The sequence below is a fragment of the Thermosinus carboxydivorans Nor1 genome, from assembly GCF_000169155.1.
In the GTDB taxonomy this organism is placed as follows: Bacteria; Bacillota; Negativicutes; order Sporomusales; family Thermosinaceae; genus Thermosinus; species Thermosinus carboxydivorans.
Map to the genome: position 1 here is coordinate 150,491 of NZ_AAWL01000004.1, position 14,563 is coordinate 165,053.

General features: G+C 46.4%; 19 protein-coding genes. 1 reads left to right on the forward strand and 18 read right to left on the reverse strand.

Going from position 1 to position 14,563, the window contains the following annotated elements; genetic code table 11:
* Nucleotides 1–293: 293 nt before the first annotated feature.
* From TCARDRAFT_RS15965 to yunB, 17 genes are all read right to left on the reverse strand, one after another.
* A complete protein-coding gene (locus tag TCARDRAFT_RS15965) occupies nt 294–557 on the reverse strand; it encodes a DUF4342 domain-containing protein (RefSeq protein WP_332248962.1) in 264 nt (87 codons plus the stop codon).
* A complete protein-coding gene (locus TCARDRAFT_RS15970) occupies nt 554–751 on the reverse strand; it encodes a UBA domain-containing protein (RefSeq protein WP_007288884.1) in 198 nt (65 codons plus the stop codon). The genes TCARDRAFT_RS15965 and TCARDRAFT_RS15970 overlap by 4 nt, the downstream gene beginning before the upstream one ends.
* Nucleotides 752–801: 50 nt before the next feature.
* On the reverse strand, nt 802–1,548 hold the full coding sequence (gene recO, locus TCARDRAFT_RS04785; RefSeq protein ID WP_007288885.1) for a DNA repair protein RecO: 747 nt from the start codon (nt 1,546–1,548) through the stop codon (nt 802–804).
* Nucleotides 1,549–1,552: 4 nt separating this feature from the next.
* On the reverse strand, nt 1,553–1,654 hold the full coding sequence (locus tag TCARDRAFT_RS16365) for a YqzL family protein (RefSeq protein WP_071934013.1): 102 nt from the start codon (nt 1,652–1,654) through the stop codon (nt 1,553–1,555).
* A 42-nt stretch (nt 1,655–1,696) separates the two neighbouring features.
* The gene (locus tag TCARDRAFT_RS15975; RefSeq protein WP_232199098.1) at nt 1,697–1,906 is read right to left on the reverse strand and encodes a transporter associated domain-containing protein; all 210 of its coding nucleotides are present in this window, start codon (nt 1,904–1,906) and stop codon (nt 1,697–1,699) included.
* Between the two features lie 29 nt (nt 1,907–1,935).
* Nucleotides 1,936–3,009 carry a hemolysin family protein gene (locus tag TCARDRAFT_RS04795; RefSeq protein WP_007288887.1) on the reverse strand — a complete coding sequence of 358 codons (1,074 nt, stop codon included), beginning with the start codon at nt 3,007–3,009 and terminating at the stop codon, nt 1,936–1,938.
* A 41-nt stretch (nt 3,010–3,050) separates the two neighbouring features.
* A complete protein-coding gene (locus TCARDRAFT_RS04800) occupies nt 3,051–3,629 on the reverse strand; it encodes a DUF502 domain-containing protein (RefSeq protein ID WP_007288888.1) in 579 nt (192 codons plus the stop codon).
* Nucleotides 3,630–3,801: 172 nt separating this feature from the next.
* Nucleotides 3,802–4,698 carry a GTPase Era gene (gene era, locus TCARDRAFT_RS04805; protein ID WP_007288889.1) on the reverse strand — a complete coding sequence of 299 codons (897 nt, stop codon included), beginning with the start codon at nt 4,696–4,698 and terminating at the stop codon, nt 3,802–3,804.
* Nucleotides 4,698–5,093, reverse strand: coding sequence for a cytidine deaminase (locus TCARDRAFT_RS04810; protein ID WP_007288890.1), 396 nt, complete (start codon nt 5,091–5,093; stop codon nt 4,698–4,700). The genes era and TCARDRAFT_RS04810 overlap by 1 nt, the downstream gene beginning before the upstream one ends.
* Nucleotides 5,094–5,107: 14 nt before the next feature.
* The gene (locus TCARDRAFT_RS04815) at nt 5,108–5,464 is read right to left on the reverse strand and encodes a diacylglycerol kinase family protein (RefSeq protein WP_007288891.1); all 357 of its coding nucleotides are present in this window, start codon (nt 5,462–5,464) and stop codon (nt 5,108–5,110) included.
* Nucleotides 5,465–5,467: 3 nt separating this feature from the next.
* Nucleotides 5,468–5,935, reverse strand: coding sequence for an rRNA maturation RNase YbeY (gene ybeY / locus TCARDRAFT_RS04820; RefSeq protein WP_007288892.1), 468 nt, complete (start codon nt 5,933–5,935; stop codon nt 5,468–5,470).
* Nucleotides 5,853–8,033: an HD family phosphohydrolase gene (locus TCARDRAFT_RS04825; protein WP_050769582.1), complete on the reverse strand. Its 2,181-nt coding sequence runs from the start codon at nt 8,031–8,033 to the stop codon at nt 5,853–5,855. The genes ybeY and TCARDRAFT_RS04825 overlap by 83 nt, the downstream gene beginning before the upstream one ends.
* Nucleotides 8,034–8,043: 10 nt before the next feature.
* Nucleotides 8,044–9,015, reverse strand: coding sequence for a PhoH family protein (locus tag TCARDRAFT_RS04830; protein ID WP_007288894.1), 972 nt, complete (start codon nt 9,013–9,015; stop codon nt 8,044–8,046).
* A 24-nt stretch (nt 9,016–9,039) separates the two neighbouring features.
* Nucleotides 9,040–10,257, reverse strand: a complete 1,218-nt coding sequence (gene yqfD / locus TCARDRAFT_RS04835; protein ID WP_007288895.1) for a sporulation protein YqfD — start codon at nt 10,255–10,257, stop codon at nt 9,040–9,042.
* Nucleotides 10,247–10,522 carry a sporulation protein YqfC gene (gene yqfC / locus TCARDRAFT_RS04840; RefSeq protein ID WP_007288896.1) on the reverse strand — a complete coding sequence of 92 codons (276 nt, stop codon included), beginning with the start codon at nt 10,520–10,522 and terminating at the stop codon, nt 10,247–10,249. The genes yqfD and yqfC overlap by 11 nt, the downstream gene beginning before the upstream one ends.
* A gap of 98 nt (nt 10,523–10,620) precedes the next feature.
* Nucleotides 10,621–12,147 (reverse strand): ATP-binding protein, encoded by a 1,527-nt coding sequence (locus TCARDRAFT_RS04845; protein WP_232199093.1) that lies wholly within the window; start codon nt 12,145–12,147, stop codon nt 10,621–10,623.
* 428 nt (nt 12,148–12,575) lie between these two features.
* Nucleotides 12,576–13,247 (reverse strand): sporulation protein YunB, encoded by a 672-nt coding sequence (gene yunB / locus TCARDRAFT_RS04855; protein ID WP_232199094.1) that lies wholly within the window; start codon nt 13,245–13,247, stop codon nt 12,576–12,578.
* 144 nt (nt 13,248–13,391) lie between these two features.
* Here yunB and TCARDRAFT_RS04860 point away from each other — a divergent pair, with 144 nt between their 5' ends.
* On the forward strand, nt 13,392–13,757 hold the full coding sequence (locus TCARDRAFT_RS04860) for a small, acid-soluble spore protein, alpha/beta type (protein WP_007288899.1): 366 nt from the start codon (nt 13,392–13,394) through the stop codon (nt 13,755–13,757).
* A 42-nt stretch (nt 13,758–13,799) separates the two neighbouring features.
* Here TCARDRAFT_RS04860 and TCARDRAFT_RS04865 read toward each other — a convergent pair whose 3' ends face one another.
* A complete protein-coding gene (locus tag TCARDRAFT_RS04865) occupies nt 13,800–14,561 on the reverse strand; it encodes a LamB/YcsF family protein (RefSeq protein ID WP_007288900.1) in 762 nt (253 codons plus the stop codon).
* Between the last annotated feature and the right edge of the window lie 2 nt (nt 14,562–14,563).

A 14,563-nucleotide genomic window follows, 5' to 3' on the forward strand; every position in this document is an offset into this window, starting at 1 on the left:
ATGTAAAAATAAAAAGCCTCACCATCCGCAGTAACAGTTTTTGTTACAGGGACGGGAGGCTTATCTTCCCGCGGTTCCACCCTGATTGGCCGAATCGGCCCACCTTGGTTTTATGGCGAGCTTTACTCTTCCGCAGTAAACCGGAATTTCCTCTCGCAGCTTGGGACTGCCTTCGTTTTACGGCGCCAGGCTCACACCCTCCCCGGCTCGCTGCATGTGTAAAACTACTTGTGTCCCGCATTGCCGTAATTTTTTATATTCACTATAACAAAAGCGACAAGATTTGTCAAATTTTACAGTAAACCTTTATCGATACGTTCGGTCTGAGTATTAGTATTGTCCTGCGCTTCGGTTCGGGAAGAAGCGGTAGCCTCCCTATCAGTATCGTTGCGAACAACTTCAATGGTACACCGCTTAAATACGGCAACGAGAACGCCTAAAGCGGCAAGCTGCGGCAGAACAACAGCACCGATGGTCCCCAAAGTAACAGGAATATCAACAAGCGTGCGACCGTCATGCTTAATCCGAATTTTAGTTACATTGCCTTCATGAATTATTCTTTTACTTTGTCAATGACTTCCGCCGAGCGGACGGAAAACTCCTCCGCCCAGGTGTTTTCTTTTTTGCTTTCCAATTCAATCAAAGCCTCGATGACATTACCACCATTGCGTTCCAGGACTTCTTTGGCTTCGCGGTAAGAAACGCCAGTCCGTTCACGAATGATGTCAATTTTTTCAAGCGTAATTTCCACGCAACACACCTCCTCTTTCGTTTGGTTTATTTTTTGCCGAAGCCGGTATTTTATCCGGTGCCTGGTCGTTCAAACCGCCGAATAAAGTTCCATGTCTTTAATTCCTTTTCCAGGTGATAAACCAGGCACTGCCCAAGCAATTTTTCCAAGTCCGCCAAGGCAGCAGCATTTACGGTAAACCGGCCGGGGTTTCTAAAATCCAATGTAAGAAACTTGGTTAGCAAATCAGCCTGTCCTTCCGTAAAGCTGGCCTGTGAGCCGCCACAGGCCGGACACATTACCCCTCCGGCCCCAATATTGAAATGGGCGGGCAAGGAAACACCCGAACCGCAGGCAACACATCGCCGATACTCGGGAGCAAACCCAGCCAAGGCCAAAAGCTGCCAGGCGGCGGCAATGGCGGCTACCCGGGGATTACGCTCTTCCAAAGCGGACAATACATCAAGCAGTAGTTCAAAAACCTCTGGGTCTGGTTGGTGCTCCGGCCAAAGTTCGGTTACAATTTCAGCAACAAGAGCGGTGTAAACCATGCGCGGCAGTTCTTCCCGCAGTTTTCGGTGCCCACGAATTATTTCACACTGCCGAATGCATTCACCTCCCCGGTTGCGAACTAATAACAAGTCAACATGCGAAAAAGGCTGAAGGCATCCGGCGAAACTGCTTTTCGGTCGCCGAGCTCCAAATGCAACTGCCGCTATTTTGCCATATTGCCGGGAAAACAGCGTGACCATCCGGTCGGCCGTTCCGCAGTCACGGACGGTCAATAGGATGGCCTCAACGGAATATTCTTGCGTCATCTTTTTAGTCGCGTGATGTTTCAGGATTTAACGTGCTACGGGACTGACATTCGCGGTAAACTAAGTATGCCCGTATATCTCCGGTAGTCCGGAAGATTTCCCACATTACTTCCTGCAACAACACTCGACATCATCCTTTCCTAAAAAATTAATCAGCCACAGCCATTTGTTGGGTATCGAGCGGCACGGCCTTTACGCGGACAACGCGAAAACCGTTTACTTGCAGAACTTCGAACTTATAATCGCCTATATTGATTTTGTCTCCTACCTCCGGGCGGCGGCCCAACATGCCGAAAATGTAGCCCCCTATGGTATCTTCTTCGTGCTCTTCCAAGCGGATGTTTAATAACTCGGTCACATCGTCCAACAAAAACCCGCCCGTCAAATTCATAGGTGCCATCGGGGCAAACGACGAACTTCCACATCCTCCTCGTCATCATGTTCATCTTGAATATCACCGACAATTTCTTCAATTACATCCTCAAGCGCCACTAAGCCAGCCGTACCGCCATATTCGTCGATAACAACAGCCATATGGGTACGCTTGCGGCGCATAAACTGGAGCAGTTTGGCCACCGACATTCCTTCTGGAACCACGAGAATTTCCCGCATGATCGACCTGAGGTCCTTCTCCTCAGTACTGCTCATATCCAGATCCATAAGATCGCGAATATGCACCATACCAATGACATGATCCTTGTCTTCCACGCACAAAGGATAGCGTGTATGACCTGTTTCGCGCACGATACGCATGTTTTCTTCAAAAGTATCATCGACAAACAGGCAAACCATGTCCTGCCGCGGCACCATTACTTCGCGTGCCAACCGGTCGGCGAAATCAAAGACATTATCAATCAATTCGCTTTCCATTTGGTCAAGGACGCCGCCCCGGTGACTTGCACTTACGATCATGCGCAATTCTTCTTCCGAGTGCGCCAAATCAGCCTCGTTAGCCGCCCTGATGCCCATAACGGCAAGAATGCCTTTGGCTGCTTTATTAAACAGGATAATAATAGGATAGCCGATTTTATGAAAAATATAGAGCGGCCAAACAGAAAACAGAGCTATGCTCTCCACCTTTTGAATAGCAAGCGATTTGGGCACAAGCTCTCCTAGTACGATGTGAAGAAACGTTATAATGGTAAACCCTAGCATGATGGTTATCGTATGCAAAAGCCAAGTTGAACCAGGGAAATAGCGAAATACCAAAGGTTCTAACAGCGAAGCCACTGCCGGTTCCCCCAGCCAGCCAAGCGCAAGTGACGCCAGCGTAATCCCCAGTTGCGTAGCGCCAAGATAAGTGTCAAATCCCGAAACGACTTTTAACGCTAATTTTGCCCGCCCGTTTCCTTGATGGGCAAGCTCTTCCAAGCGGGTTTTCCGAATTTTTACCAGCGAAAACTCGGCTGCCACAAAAAATCCGTTAATGAGCACCAGAAGAATAGCAGCCAGTAATTTCATAGCACTATATAAAGGCGACTCGATAGCGCATCTCTCCCTATTTAGTTTTCTGGCCGGCGTGGCATGACAGCGCCGGCGGTTAATATATATTGTAAAGCGCTTTCGCTTGTTATGTCTAAAAGTATTATATCCCGCTTCGGCACGATTATATTAAAACCCGAAGTCAGATTAAGGCTCATAGGCACAAAAACACAGACATTGTCAGTACCGACTTTTTCTACGAGCGGTTCAGACAGTTCTGGCATGATAAAACCCAAAGCCTTAACGCCAGGATGAGGATAGGGCACAAGAACAGCCTGCTTAAAAAGCTGCTGCGACTCCAGCATTGCCGTCGATAGTTGCTTCACGCTGTTGTATATAAACTTCACGATAGGGATAGCCCCCAGCAGGCGATCACCTAATTCCAGGAGCCGTTTTAAAGCCCAGTAGGACGATAACCAACCGACAAGAACTATCAATAAAAAAACGGCAATGAGCGGCAGACCGGGAAAATGGATTGGCAGATGCCGGCCAAGCAGTTTTTCCGCTAAATTAAATATTTGCAACACGACCAGAATTGTAATGGCGATGGGAACCACGACAATCAGTCCGCGAATGAAATTCTTAGAAATCCACTTCATGTTTCACCCCTCTTAACAAATAATACCACCTAGAATATATGCCGGTCAATAAAGGCCGCCAATCATAAAAAGCGAAAATAAAGTAAAAAACTGCCCCGGAGGGCAGATGTTTTTTCTTAGGCAAATTTTAATAAAATTGCGGCGCCGTCGCTGCGGTAGACGGCGGCGTTTATTATTCATAACCAAGAGAACGCAGAACACTTTCTCGATTGCGCCAGTCTCTTTTTACCTTTACCCACAAATCCAAATAGCTTTTGGAACCCAAGAGATTTTCGATATCGACACGCGCTAAACGGCCAATTTCCTTCAACATATTTCCCCCGGCGCCGATAATAATGCCTTTTTGGGAATCCCGCTCAACATAAATGACCGCCCGGATGTACAAGTCCCCGTTAGGCCGTTTTACTATTTCTTCAATGTCTACGGCAATTGCGTGCGGAATTTCTTCCCGCGTCAAATGCAGCGCCTTTTCCCGAATAAGCTCGGCGATAATTAGCCGTTCGGGCTGGTCGGTGACCATATCGTCAGGATAATACTTTGGTCCAGGCGCAAGATGCTTTTTCACTTCATCAAGCAGGCGGTCTAAATTGACTTTTTGCAGGGCGGAAATCGGCACTACCGCGGCAAAATCCCGCGACCGTGCATATTGGTCAATAATCGGCAATACCTGCGGTTTGGGAATTTGATCCACTTTGTTCACAACCAGGATTACCGGTGTCGCTACCTTTGCCAGGCGTTCCAAAATATATTGTTCTCCCGCTCCTTTTTCAGCGGTAGCATCTACGACAAACAAAATGACATCTACCTCACGGAGCGTCGTTTCCGCCGCTTGAACCATATATTCGCCGAGGCGATGTTTAGGCTTATGAATACCTGGCGTATCGATAAACAAAATTTGCGCGTCGTCAAGGGTAAGGACACATAAAATCCGGTTACGGGTGGTCTGTGGTTTATCCGACATTATGGCGATTTTTTGGCCTACCAGGCTATTCACCAGAGTAGATTTGCCGACATTGGGCCGACCAATTACCGCGACAAAACCGGATTTATACTCCCCAGCTTTTTGCATTAAGAATCATCTCCTATCAAAAACCGTTCATTAAAAGCATAAGGCAACAGTTCGTCTAACGTCAGTTCACGCCGTTGCCCGTCAGTATTGCACAAAATCACTCTGTTTATAGCAAATTCAACCATAACTTGCCGGCATGCCCCACAGGGAGCAAGTGGCTCAGGCGCATTAGCAACAACTGCTAACGCTATAAAGTCACGCTCCCCTTCGGAAACAGCCTTGAATATAGCCGTCCGTTCGGCACAAATGGTCAAACTATAAGAAGCATTTTCGACATTACACCCCGTATACACACGACCGCTTTTAGTTAGTAGCGCTGCGCCCACCTGGAACCGGGAATAGGGAGTATAGGCCAGCTCCCGCGCTTTTTGGGCCGCTGCAATCAGTTCATCCATGCGTATCCCCTCCTTCACCGGAATAATCTGGGATAAAACAAGATAAATCCCACTGCTACCGAAGCAAGCGCCGTTACTAAAACGGCGCCAGCGGCCACATCCTTGGCCATCTTGGCCAAAGGATGGCGGTGCGGTGAAGCTAAATCAACCACTTTTTCCACCGCAGTGTTAAACATTTCTGCTACCAATACGGCAACAACCGTCAACAGCAGTAAAATCATCTCCGTACCACTAAACTGAAGCCGCCAAGCCAAAAGCAAAACCACTGCCCCGGCAATAAAATGGATCCGCATGTTGCGCTGAGTGGCAAGACAGTATAATACGCCGGCCAATGCATATCGAAACGAAGCAAAAAGCGATTTGCTACGCATAAGTCAATCACGGGTAATGCCTAGCTGTGAAAGGATATATTCTTCCTCATTCCGCATTTTTACCCGCTCCTCTTCGGTTTCATGATCATATCCCAGCAAATGGAGCATCCCGTGAAGGGTTAAATATGCCAATTCTCGCTCCAAACCATGGCCAAATTCCTCCGCCTGGCGGGCAGCAGTCTCCAAAGAAATCACAATATCACCAAGCAGCATCGCAGCCGGGTCATTAATGATAGCGGGCTCATCCCCTTCGTTAAGGGCAAAAGACAATACGTCCGTTGGTACGTCTTTGTCCCGGTATTGTCGATTTAGCTCGAAGATGTATTCATCATCGACCAAAACAATGCTAACCTCAGTCTGCTCGCTGAGACCATAAACCTCAGCCGCTTTATTTAATACAGCTATTACCGTTTGCTCCATCTGCGGGGTAAAGCTCATCTTCTCTTGAAGATTGCTTATTATTATTTCCATTCTTAGTTTTCTCCTCTCTAAGTCCCTTTACATCCGAGTACTCGATACGCTTGTGAAAAACACTAGACAGTACGCGGATAAAAACATCACCGATAACGTTAAGTTCTCTAAGGGTAAGATTGCATTCATCAAGTTGCCCGTCATAAAGCCGCTCGCGGATGATCTTGCGGACCGTCGCCTCAATCCGGTTGACATTAGGTTTTGAAAGAGAGCGTACCGCCGCCTCACAAGCATCGGCAAGCATAACCAGCGCTGCTTCCTTAGTCTGCGGCCGCGGTCCTTCATACCGGAAATCAGCCTCGATAATACAATCGCCGTGCTCATTTTCCGTAGCTCGTTTATAAAAATAAGATACCAGCGTTGTTCCATGGTGTTGCTGCACAATATCAATGACACACTGTGGCAACTTATAATCGCGACATAGTTCAACACCATCTTTGATGTGAGAAGTAACAATGAGGGTACTTAGGGTAGGTGCAATCTTGTCGTGAGGGTTTTCGGCCCCTACCTGATTTTCAACAAAGAAGTACGGCCGCCGGATTTTCCCAATATCATGGTAATAAGCTCCAACACGGGCTAATACCGCATCGGCTCCTACCAGGTCAGCCGCCGTTTCGGCTAAATTTCCCACGAGAATACTGTGATGATATGTACCCGGCGCATCAAGTAGTAGCCGCTGCAGGAGCGGATGGTTAGGCCGTGCCAGATCCAGGAGTTTTATCGGTGTTGTTATATTAAAGGTATGTTCCAAATACGGCAATAGTCCAGTGGTAATAACAGCCGAAGCGATACCGCTGATCACGCCCAAAAGGCCCTGGGTCAGCACATGAATATTATCCACCTGTTGAATAAAGCCGGTTGAGCTGACAACCAAAAAATTAATCGCGGCTATCCACAGTCCAGTTCTGGCAAGGCTATAACCATGGGGCATTTTTGATACGCTGTAAACACCCGCCATACTACCTATCAACGCAACGGCTACGGCCCGCAAATCGTGATCAACAATTACCCCGAACAACATGGACAAAGCAATGCTGACCATTAATCCCAATCTGGTATCAATCAGTATCGCCGTCAACAGAGCGCCTGCCGCCAATGGTGCAGCAAAATCAGAGTAATAATGGGCTGCTTTCCCCAGCAGAAGCGAAACTAAAACAATCAATCCTAGCAAAACAAGATATAAATCGTTTTGATAAATACGCGGAGCAAATTTATAAAGATAGCCTAAAACGATAACCATCACGGTAATAACAAATATAGCTAAACCAAAAATCCGAAGCTCATTTACATGCCCTGCGTATAGGCCAAGTTCTTCCATGGCATGAATTTGTTCACTAGTTACAATATCTCCCTGCCGGACTAAAACTTGGCCCTTTTTCACTGTTACCCGCACCGGCTCAATACTGGCTAGTGCCGCCTGCTTACGCTTGTCCGTTTCCCGGACGTTCAGGATGTAATTTGGACGAAGCAGCGTTTGGGCAATGCTGGCGACAGCCGCTTCAGCATTGGCGCCCAAACCCAATTCTTCGGCGTCGAGAGCGACTTGTTTGCGCGCCATATCCAAATCGTCTTCGCGAATACCGCGCTGAAAATATTTGCGAAGAATATTGCGTGTATATTCCTCCGTTTTTGCTAGGCCGGTCTCATCAAGACTAACTAGGCCGGTAACAGCACTGGTTGATAATGGTACCGGCAAAAACGTATGCAACTTGTCAGCCCGCTGGTCAGCAGTGTTTAAATTTTTATCCGCCATAACCGTACGGGCGGCCCGAAATATACCTGCCAAGTTTTCCTCGGCCTTGGCCATGACTGATACATCTAAATCATACACATTTGGCACGCTTGCCAGTACTTCCGCTTCTAGTTGTCTAGTTTTGACGGGATCGACATACGATATGGTGCGCGGAGCAATGACATCGCGGTCGCTTACCTGTCCAACCTGTAACGATACCTTATCTGGAATAAAATCAGCCGATAAAATAAGCATAAAAAGGGAAAAGAAAGCCAGCCCCAGGATTATCCGACGAACAACTGGCTTAGCATATATGCTTGTCGGATGGACAAATAGCTCCCGCAATCGTTTATTTACTAATAACATAATATTCAACTCACTTTTCCTGCTCGTAGCGCTCATAGGCCCGAATAATACGGCCTACGATTTCATGCCTGACCACGTCGTTTTCGTTCAAATGCACGATTTCGATGCCAGGAATCCCGCTTAAAACAGTCTGCGCGTGCTTCAAGCCGGAGCAAAGGCCAGGCGGCAGGTCAACCTGAGTAATATCCCCGGTAACAACGATTTTGGACCCAAATCCCATTCTGGTTAGAAACATCTTCATTTGCTCTGGAGTCGTATTTTGAGCTTCATCAAGGATGATAAAGGAATCATCCAGGGTGCGTCCGCGCATATAGGCTAAAGGCGCAACCTCAATGATGTTTTTAGTCATATATTTTTGAAATGTATCAATGCCGAGAATATCATAAAGGGCATCGTAAAGCGGCCGAAGGTACGGGTTGACTTTTTCCTGCAAATCACCAGGTAAAAAGCCTAACTTTTCACCGGCCTCAACCGCCGGACGTGTCAGGATGATCCGCTCTACCTCCTTGTTACGCAAGGAAAAAACTGCCATAGCTACGGCTAAATAAGTTTTCCCCGTCCCGGCAGGTCCTATACCTAATGTAATATAATTCTGGCGAATGGCTTGCAGATATCGGTGTTGTCCTATCGTTTTCGGTTTAATTTGGCGCCCCCGGGCAGTGACTAAAACTGTTTCGGCATACATCTCGTGGAGCGACTTTTCCCGACCTTCTTTTACCAGGCGAATGCTGTAACGCACATCATGGGTCGTAATCGCATTGCCTTCGCGGTATAAGAACAACAGCTCCCGGAATAGTTTATCCAATTGCTCAACTTCGCCGGTTTCCCCAGTAATAACGATTTCATTCCCCCGAGCCACAATACGGCTGGAAAACTGCTCGGTAATAATGCGAAGGTGTTCGTCATTGCGTCCCAAAATCGCAATAGCTTCCTGGGTATCGCTCAAACTAAGCCGTTTCTCCATATCCGGTTGGATTTCCAATAAGATTAGCCTCCTTAATAATATCTATCGGACTATAGCAACACTTTGCCCAATATCCTCAACGGTTTCTACGCTAACTTTCACCCGGACCAAATTAGGTTCTTCCGTTTTTAAAGTTTCTACATTGCGGGACAAAATTTGTGCATTTTCCGGAATTAGCCGCTGAACGCCGTGCCATGCCTTGCTAGTAGCATCGTCGCGCGCCTGTTCTACAGTTATTTCCCGCCAACTCGTCCCTAATTCATAGTAGATTTTTATAGTTGATTCGACAGCCAGCTCGCTATTCCTCCACCAGACCAGCTTTTTATGTACTTCCTCTGTTTCATAGTTTTCAAAAGGCGGTTCCGAAATACGTTTCAAGAGGATATGGCGACTGCCAATAGTCACAGTAATTGCCATATCTTGCTTTCCCGTCCGCTGGCGAACGACCTGCACGGTACTTGCCTCGCCGTAGCCTTCGTACCATACTCGTGCTCTAACAATTCCTTGTGCTCTTATGAGTTGCGAAGGAATGGAAACAATTGGTGTCTGACCCGGGATTACCGGTGCAGTGTTGTCGGGGGCAAACCCTTTAATCAGCAAATCACCCTTTTTAACGGTATCACCTTTTTTCACAGCCAATTGACCCGCAAGGGCGATTATTTCGGTAATCACCCCGTCCTTGGCAGCAACAATATGGGCGGGAGCCTTATCTTCTATGCGCGGCAGCGTTTTTTCCACCACCTCAATAACTACACGTGTTCCCGCGACATGAATGCCCACCCATGCGACCTCAGGCAAAGCAAACAAAATAGCGTTTTCCAGTGCCTTGACATCTACCTTTTCTTTAAGTACACCGGGCCTCAGCCCGTTACTATTTACAATAGCTTTGATGCGGTAACTGCTCAGGGTTTTCATACCTGTAATATCCACAAACCAAATAAAACTTACAAGAAAGTTTAGTAAAAATAAATACAGAACCGCACCAACCACGAGCATTTTACGGCGCTTGAATCTATCGGCAATAAATGGCCAACCATAACGACTCACCACGCGAACACGAACACGGCTTTTTCTTGCAAGCGCTCTGATGCAAAAAAAATCGGACAGCCGCATAAACGCGAACATTTCGTCGTTTTTCGTAGCGATCCCCCATAAAAAAATATGCTGTGCCAAGCACAAATTAATAAACTTCTCCGGCATTGTCCCCTGGATGCGAACACGAACAGTGCCACTAAGGTAGTTAGCGATTTTATACGTCATACCTGACCACCCCTACCGTGCCTTCTACCAAAATCTGCTCTGCCTGCAAATTGCCTAAAGTAAGATTGGTGCCGTGCACAATGAGTTCCCCCTGGTTCAATTTCACGCGAACGGTCGTAGGAGTGTATTCGATAATGCCTTTGTGGTTTTCTACCAACAACTGTTTGTTGCCCAACATGGTAATACGCGGCAAATCAAGAATGATATCCTGCGGTATTTCCAATAATCTTGCCAATGTCTGCAAACTTCTCTTCTTGCTGCGCATGGCACACTCCCCCTTATATCAAAATGTATGCACAAACAAGGGGTTTAGACCAGAACATAAAAAAGCGCAGGACCTATGTCCTACGTTGTTAAGGCGGTTTAGCTATTGGGGACAATGAAAACCGGGCCAGCCGATTGGCAACGCGCCAGAAAGTCCTCAAACTTATGCACTTTGACCGGCGCTGCAAACCGCATATAGTTAGTTGCTAAAATCATTTCTCCACAATCAAGATTTTTGATTTCATTACGTTGTTGCAGAATATCTTTACGGCACATCGATTCTAGTTTGCTCCGATCGGCTTTAGATGCCAAGCCCAATATAAATAGTGTATTTAGTTGCGAAAGTACCTTATCGGCTAAAAGGCGCGGCTGCTGATCGACAACGCACAAGCCCAAATTAAATTTTCGGGCCTCGCTAACTAGCCGGGCAAAAACGTTGTTACTATTGTGTTCCTTCTTACCCAGGAAACGATGGGCTTCTTCCAACACGATCATAATAGGTTTCAATCCAGCTCTTTGGTTATCGGGTTTTAAAGCATAATTCTGCAGCAGTTTCTTGGACAATAGGGTAGACACAGCCTGCTCCCCTACAGGCGAAATATTTTTAAGCTCTACCAGTACAACTTTCCCTTGTTCAAGTTCCCCTAGCAGCTGGTAAATTGCCGATTGCTGATATTCCTGGATATTCAATTCCTGTTGCAAGTTCCAGCAAATGCTCTTAATCTTGCTGATCGTGCGGGACTGAAACTTTTGTCCAGTACATCCCGCTAGCTCATCAATAATTTCCGCAACATCGTATTGAAGAAGATACTGTATCCAGTTCTCCTGCCAAACGGAATATAGTTTATATATGGCGTCAAGCTGGGGTTCGGTAAAAGTGGCACAGGCTATAATATCTTCAGGGTCAATTTCTTGGGCATTTACGGCTAGTTTGCGCGTATGACTATCATACGGACAAGTATTATACACAACCAACCGCTCAGCCGCCTTAGGATGCTGACTCAAATCACGAAAGTATTCATTATGGACATCAAAAATCAGCATGCCATAGTTGCCATTATTAATCATCGAACTGGCCAATACTTTTACAAGATTGCTCTTACCGGAGCCCGTCGTCCCAAAAATACCGACATGTTCTGTAATCGCTTTAGATCCATAGATGCCAACCGGGAGTTCTAACACGCCTCGGCCACTCTTTAAAAAACCCAATTCCAAATCGCCTTTCATTTCCGACAATAATGCCGCGTCGTCCGAGCTAAGCCCACGGACTTCGCAAAAAAAGTCCGGACAGGTTTTCGGATTATGAAGATTCCCTTGGGAATCCACGTAGCAAAGTTGTTCTGCCATGCCAATTTTAACCGCATGATTGCCGCCGAGATAAAAATCTAGTTCTTCTTGGTTTTCAACCTGTCCATTCTCGTCCAACTTGCTCATTAAATAGCCAACGCCATTTAACCCTGACCAACGGGACTTCACCTTGAAATCATAGGCGCGAATATAAAAACGGTCACTGTTTTTGCCTTGCACCACTAAAATATCGCCAAAGTCAACATCCTGATTAGGAGCAACTACAAATTCCACATAAGTACCTTTGGCATAGGTCAGCCTGCCTTTATACGTTGACAATGTGCTGCCCCCTTTCATAAGAAATCGACCTAATTCTATTCTCTGCAAATTATCATTAAAAATAACCCTGCTTCGCCTGCCAAATTTTAAAGCTTCAAGTCTAAAAACCGCTCTCCCCTGCGGTGAAACAGCCTAATAAAAAAAAGGCACCTATTGCTGGTGTCATGATGTGTAAAGTCTGACTTTTGTTCAGCCTTTAGCTTCCCCATATAACTTCACCATATAAAAAGAGCACCCTGCTACAGGCGCTCTTTGTTAACCGGCTTCTACCTATCCCCCCCCAGGCCGTCTCCAGCCAAGTACTTTCGGCGTTTGTAGGCTTAACTTCTGTGTTCGGTATGGTAATAGGTGGATACTAAAATCCAATGTTAGGTTGCAGTAAAGCTCCATGGAGTCTTTCTGTCAATTATGGCTATGAACCATGGCCATTAACTATGGTCATTGCCGTTTCCGCCGTGTGCGTCATTCGGCAGAGGGAAAGGAAACTGGACATAAGTATTAGGTACTTCGCCAACTACGACATATTCAGCCACCGGCACCTGCGTATGAACACTGATACTTTTGCTAACCAAAGGAACAACAATATGAATTTGGGTAGTGGCCATGAGATAAACCATATGGCGCGTCTGATTTATACCGGCTTGTTCAAACTTGTCGACGACTTTGACCTGTACTGTACCAACGGGGATAATTGTAACAAGAATTTTAGGCCCCCAGCTTGCCAAAATTTGACTGCCTAAAACCTGACCAATGGGAATATAGATTTTTTCTTCCGTAATAATATGTAAAGCATCTTGTACTTTTATGGTAGTATCAGCGGCCAGTTTATTAAATTCCATTGTATTGGGCTGGATCAAAACAACGCGTCCTTTACTGTCAAAACGAACTGTTACGAGAGTTTGAGGATCAATGGTGCGACTTACTTTATCGTTGATGACGTTATTAATAGTTTGTGTTGCAATAGCTGTAGCCCTTGCTTCCGCAATCGCCATCAACGTTGGTTTCAAATGAACTTCGACCCGCCAAAATACATAGACCGCCAAGCTGAACAACAACAAACCCACAATAGCAAACAAAGGCGCAGAAAATTTTTTCCGCACGGAGAACCTCATTGTTCTCCCTCCCAAATAATGTTGCTTATTATTATATGCGCCAATACAGCGGCGTGCTTTCGAAATTTTCCAGTCTAATTTTTTCTAAAATGCAAAAACTAGTTTTAAACAACAACACAGGAGTAGATGGCCATGGCAAACGATCATAGGATTCTGGAACCGAAAGCCAAGAACGCCCTGGAAAAACTGAAAATTAAAGTGGCCAACGAAACGCTTGGCGGTGAAATGGAACAACAAGTAACCGCGAAAAACTATGATAGCGTACTAAATCAAAAAAAATACGAAGTAGCTGAAGAACTAGGCCTAAAAGACAAGATAGAGCAGGTTGGCTGGGAAAACATGACCACCAAAGAAGTAGGTAAAATCGGCGGCCATATGGGCGGAAAAATTGGCGGAAATATGGTAAAAGAGTTGATCACTATGGCCGAAGCCCAAATGGCGTCTGTGGCGGACGAAGCCGTGGATAAAAAAGCACTGCTTGACAATAACGATGAATGACATTAAAAATGCTAGACCGCTTATTCGCGGTCTAGCATTTTTTTACCGGCCAAAGGCTTTCAATATTATGTTTTCTTGTTCCAGTTTTGCCCGGATCGCTTTTATCATTTCAACCGCGCCCGGCGTATCGCCGTGGACGCAAATCGTTTGTGCCGAAATTGGGACAACAGTACCGTCGATGGCAGTAACCGTCTTATTTTTCACCATCGACAACACTCTGTCGGCGACGGCATTGACATCGTGGATGACGGCACCCGCTTGCTTGCGCGGCACTAGGGTGCCCTGACTCGTATACGCCCGGTCTGCGAAGGCTTCCTCGACATATTTGACGCCTACTTTTTTGGCAGCCTCTACCATTGCGGAATTGCCTAAGCAAACCATATAAAGGTCAGGATCAACGGCCTTAATGGCTTCCGCAATTGCAACCGCCGTGGTCACATCTTTTTCGGCAACGTTATACAGCGCACCGTGAGGTTTAACATGTTGCAATTTAACACCTTCAGCCTTACAAAACGCCCACAAAGCGCCAATTTGGTACATAACATCGGCTTTGATTTCTTCGATAGAAGCAGCCATAACCCGGCGCCCGAAGCCTACCAAGTCTGGAAAAGACGGATGTGCTCCGACGGCCACATCATATTTCTTCGCCAACCGCACCGTCTTAAGCATATTAATCGGATCTGAAGCGTGGAAGCCGCAGGCGACGTTAATTGATGTCACATATGGCATTGCTTCTTCATCATAGCCCAGTTTATAAACGCCAAAGCTTTCCCCCATATCACAGTTTAAGTCAATTGTCATCATAT

What these genes read in the sequence shown, in the direction of transcription:
- recO (WP_007288885.1), bottom strand. Translation starts at nt 1,548, where the DNA reads ATGACGCAAGAATATTCCGTTGAGGCCATCCTATTGACCGTCCGTGAC.
- TCARDRAFT_RS16365 (WP_071934013.1), bottom strand. Translation starts at nt 1,654, where the DNA reads ATGTGGGAAATCTTCCGGACTACCGGAGATATACGGGCATACTTAGTT.
- TCARDRAFT_RS04795 (WP_007288887.1), bottom strand. Translation starts at nt 3,009, where the DNA reads ATGAAATTACTGGCTGCTATTCTTCTGGTGCTCATTAACGGATTTTTT.
- TCARDRAFT_RS04800 (WP_007288888.1), bottom strand. Translation starts at nt 3,629, where the DNA reads ATGAAGTGGATTTCTAAGAATTTCATTCGCGGACTGATTGTCGTGGTT.
- era (WP_007288889.1), bottom strand. Translation starts at nt 4,698, where the DNA reads ATGCAAAAAGCTGGGGAGTATAAATCCGGTTTTGTCGCGGTAATTGGT.
- TCARDRAFT_RS04810 (WP_007288890.1), bottom strand. Translation starts at nt 5,093, where the DNA reads ATGGATGAACTGATTGCAGCGGCCCAAAAAGCGCGGGAGCTGGCCTAT.
- TCARDRAFT_RS04815 (WP_007288891.1), bottom strand. Translation starts at nt 5,464, where the DNA reads ATGCGTAGCAAATCGCTTTTTGCTTCGTTTCGATATGCATTGGCCGGC.
- ybeY (WP_007288892.1), bottom strand. Translation starts at nt 5,935, where the DNA reads ATGGAAATAATAATAAGCAATCTTCAAGAGAAGATGAGCTTTACCCCG.
- TCARDRAFT_RS04825 (WP_050769582.1), bottom strand. Translation starts at nt 8,033, where the DNA reads ATGTTATTAGTAAATAAACGATTGCGGGAGCTATTTGTCCATCCGACA.
- yqfD (WP_007288895.1), bottom strand. Translation starts at nt 10,257, where the DNA reads ATGACGTATAAAATCGCTAACTACCTTAGTGGCACTGTTCGTGTTCGC.
- yqfC (WP_007288896.1), bottom strand. Translation starts at nt 10,522, where the DNA reads ATGCGCAGCAAGAAGAGAAGTTTGCAGACATTGGCAAGATTATTGGAA.
- TCARDRAFT_RS04860 (WP_007288899.1), top strand. Translation starts at nt 13,392, where the DNA reads ATGGCAAACGATCATAGGATTCTGGAACCGAAAGCCAAGAACGCCCTG.
- TCARDRAFT_RS04865 (WP_007288900.1), bottom strand. Translation starts at nt 14,561, where the DNA reads ATGATGACAATTGACTTAAACTGTGATATGGGGGAAAGCTTTGGCGTT.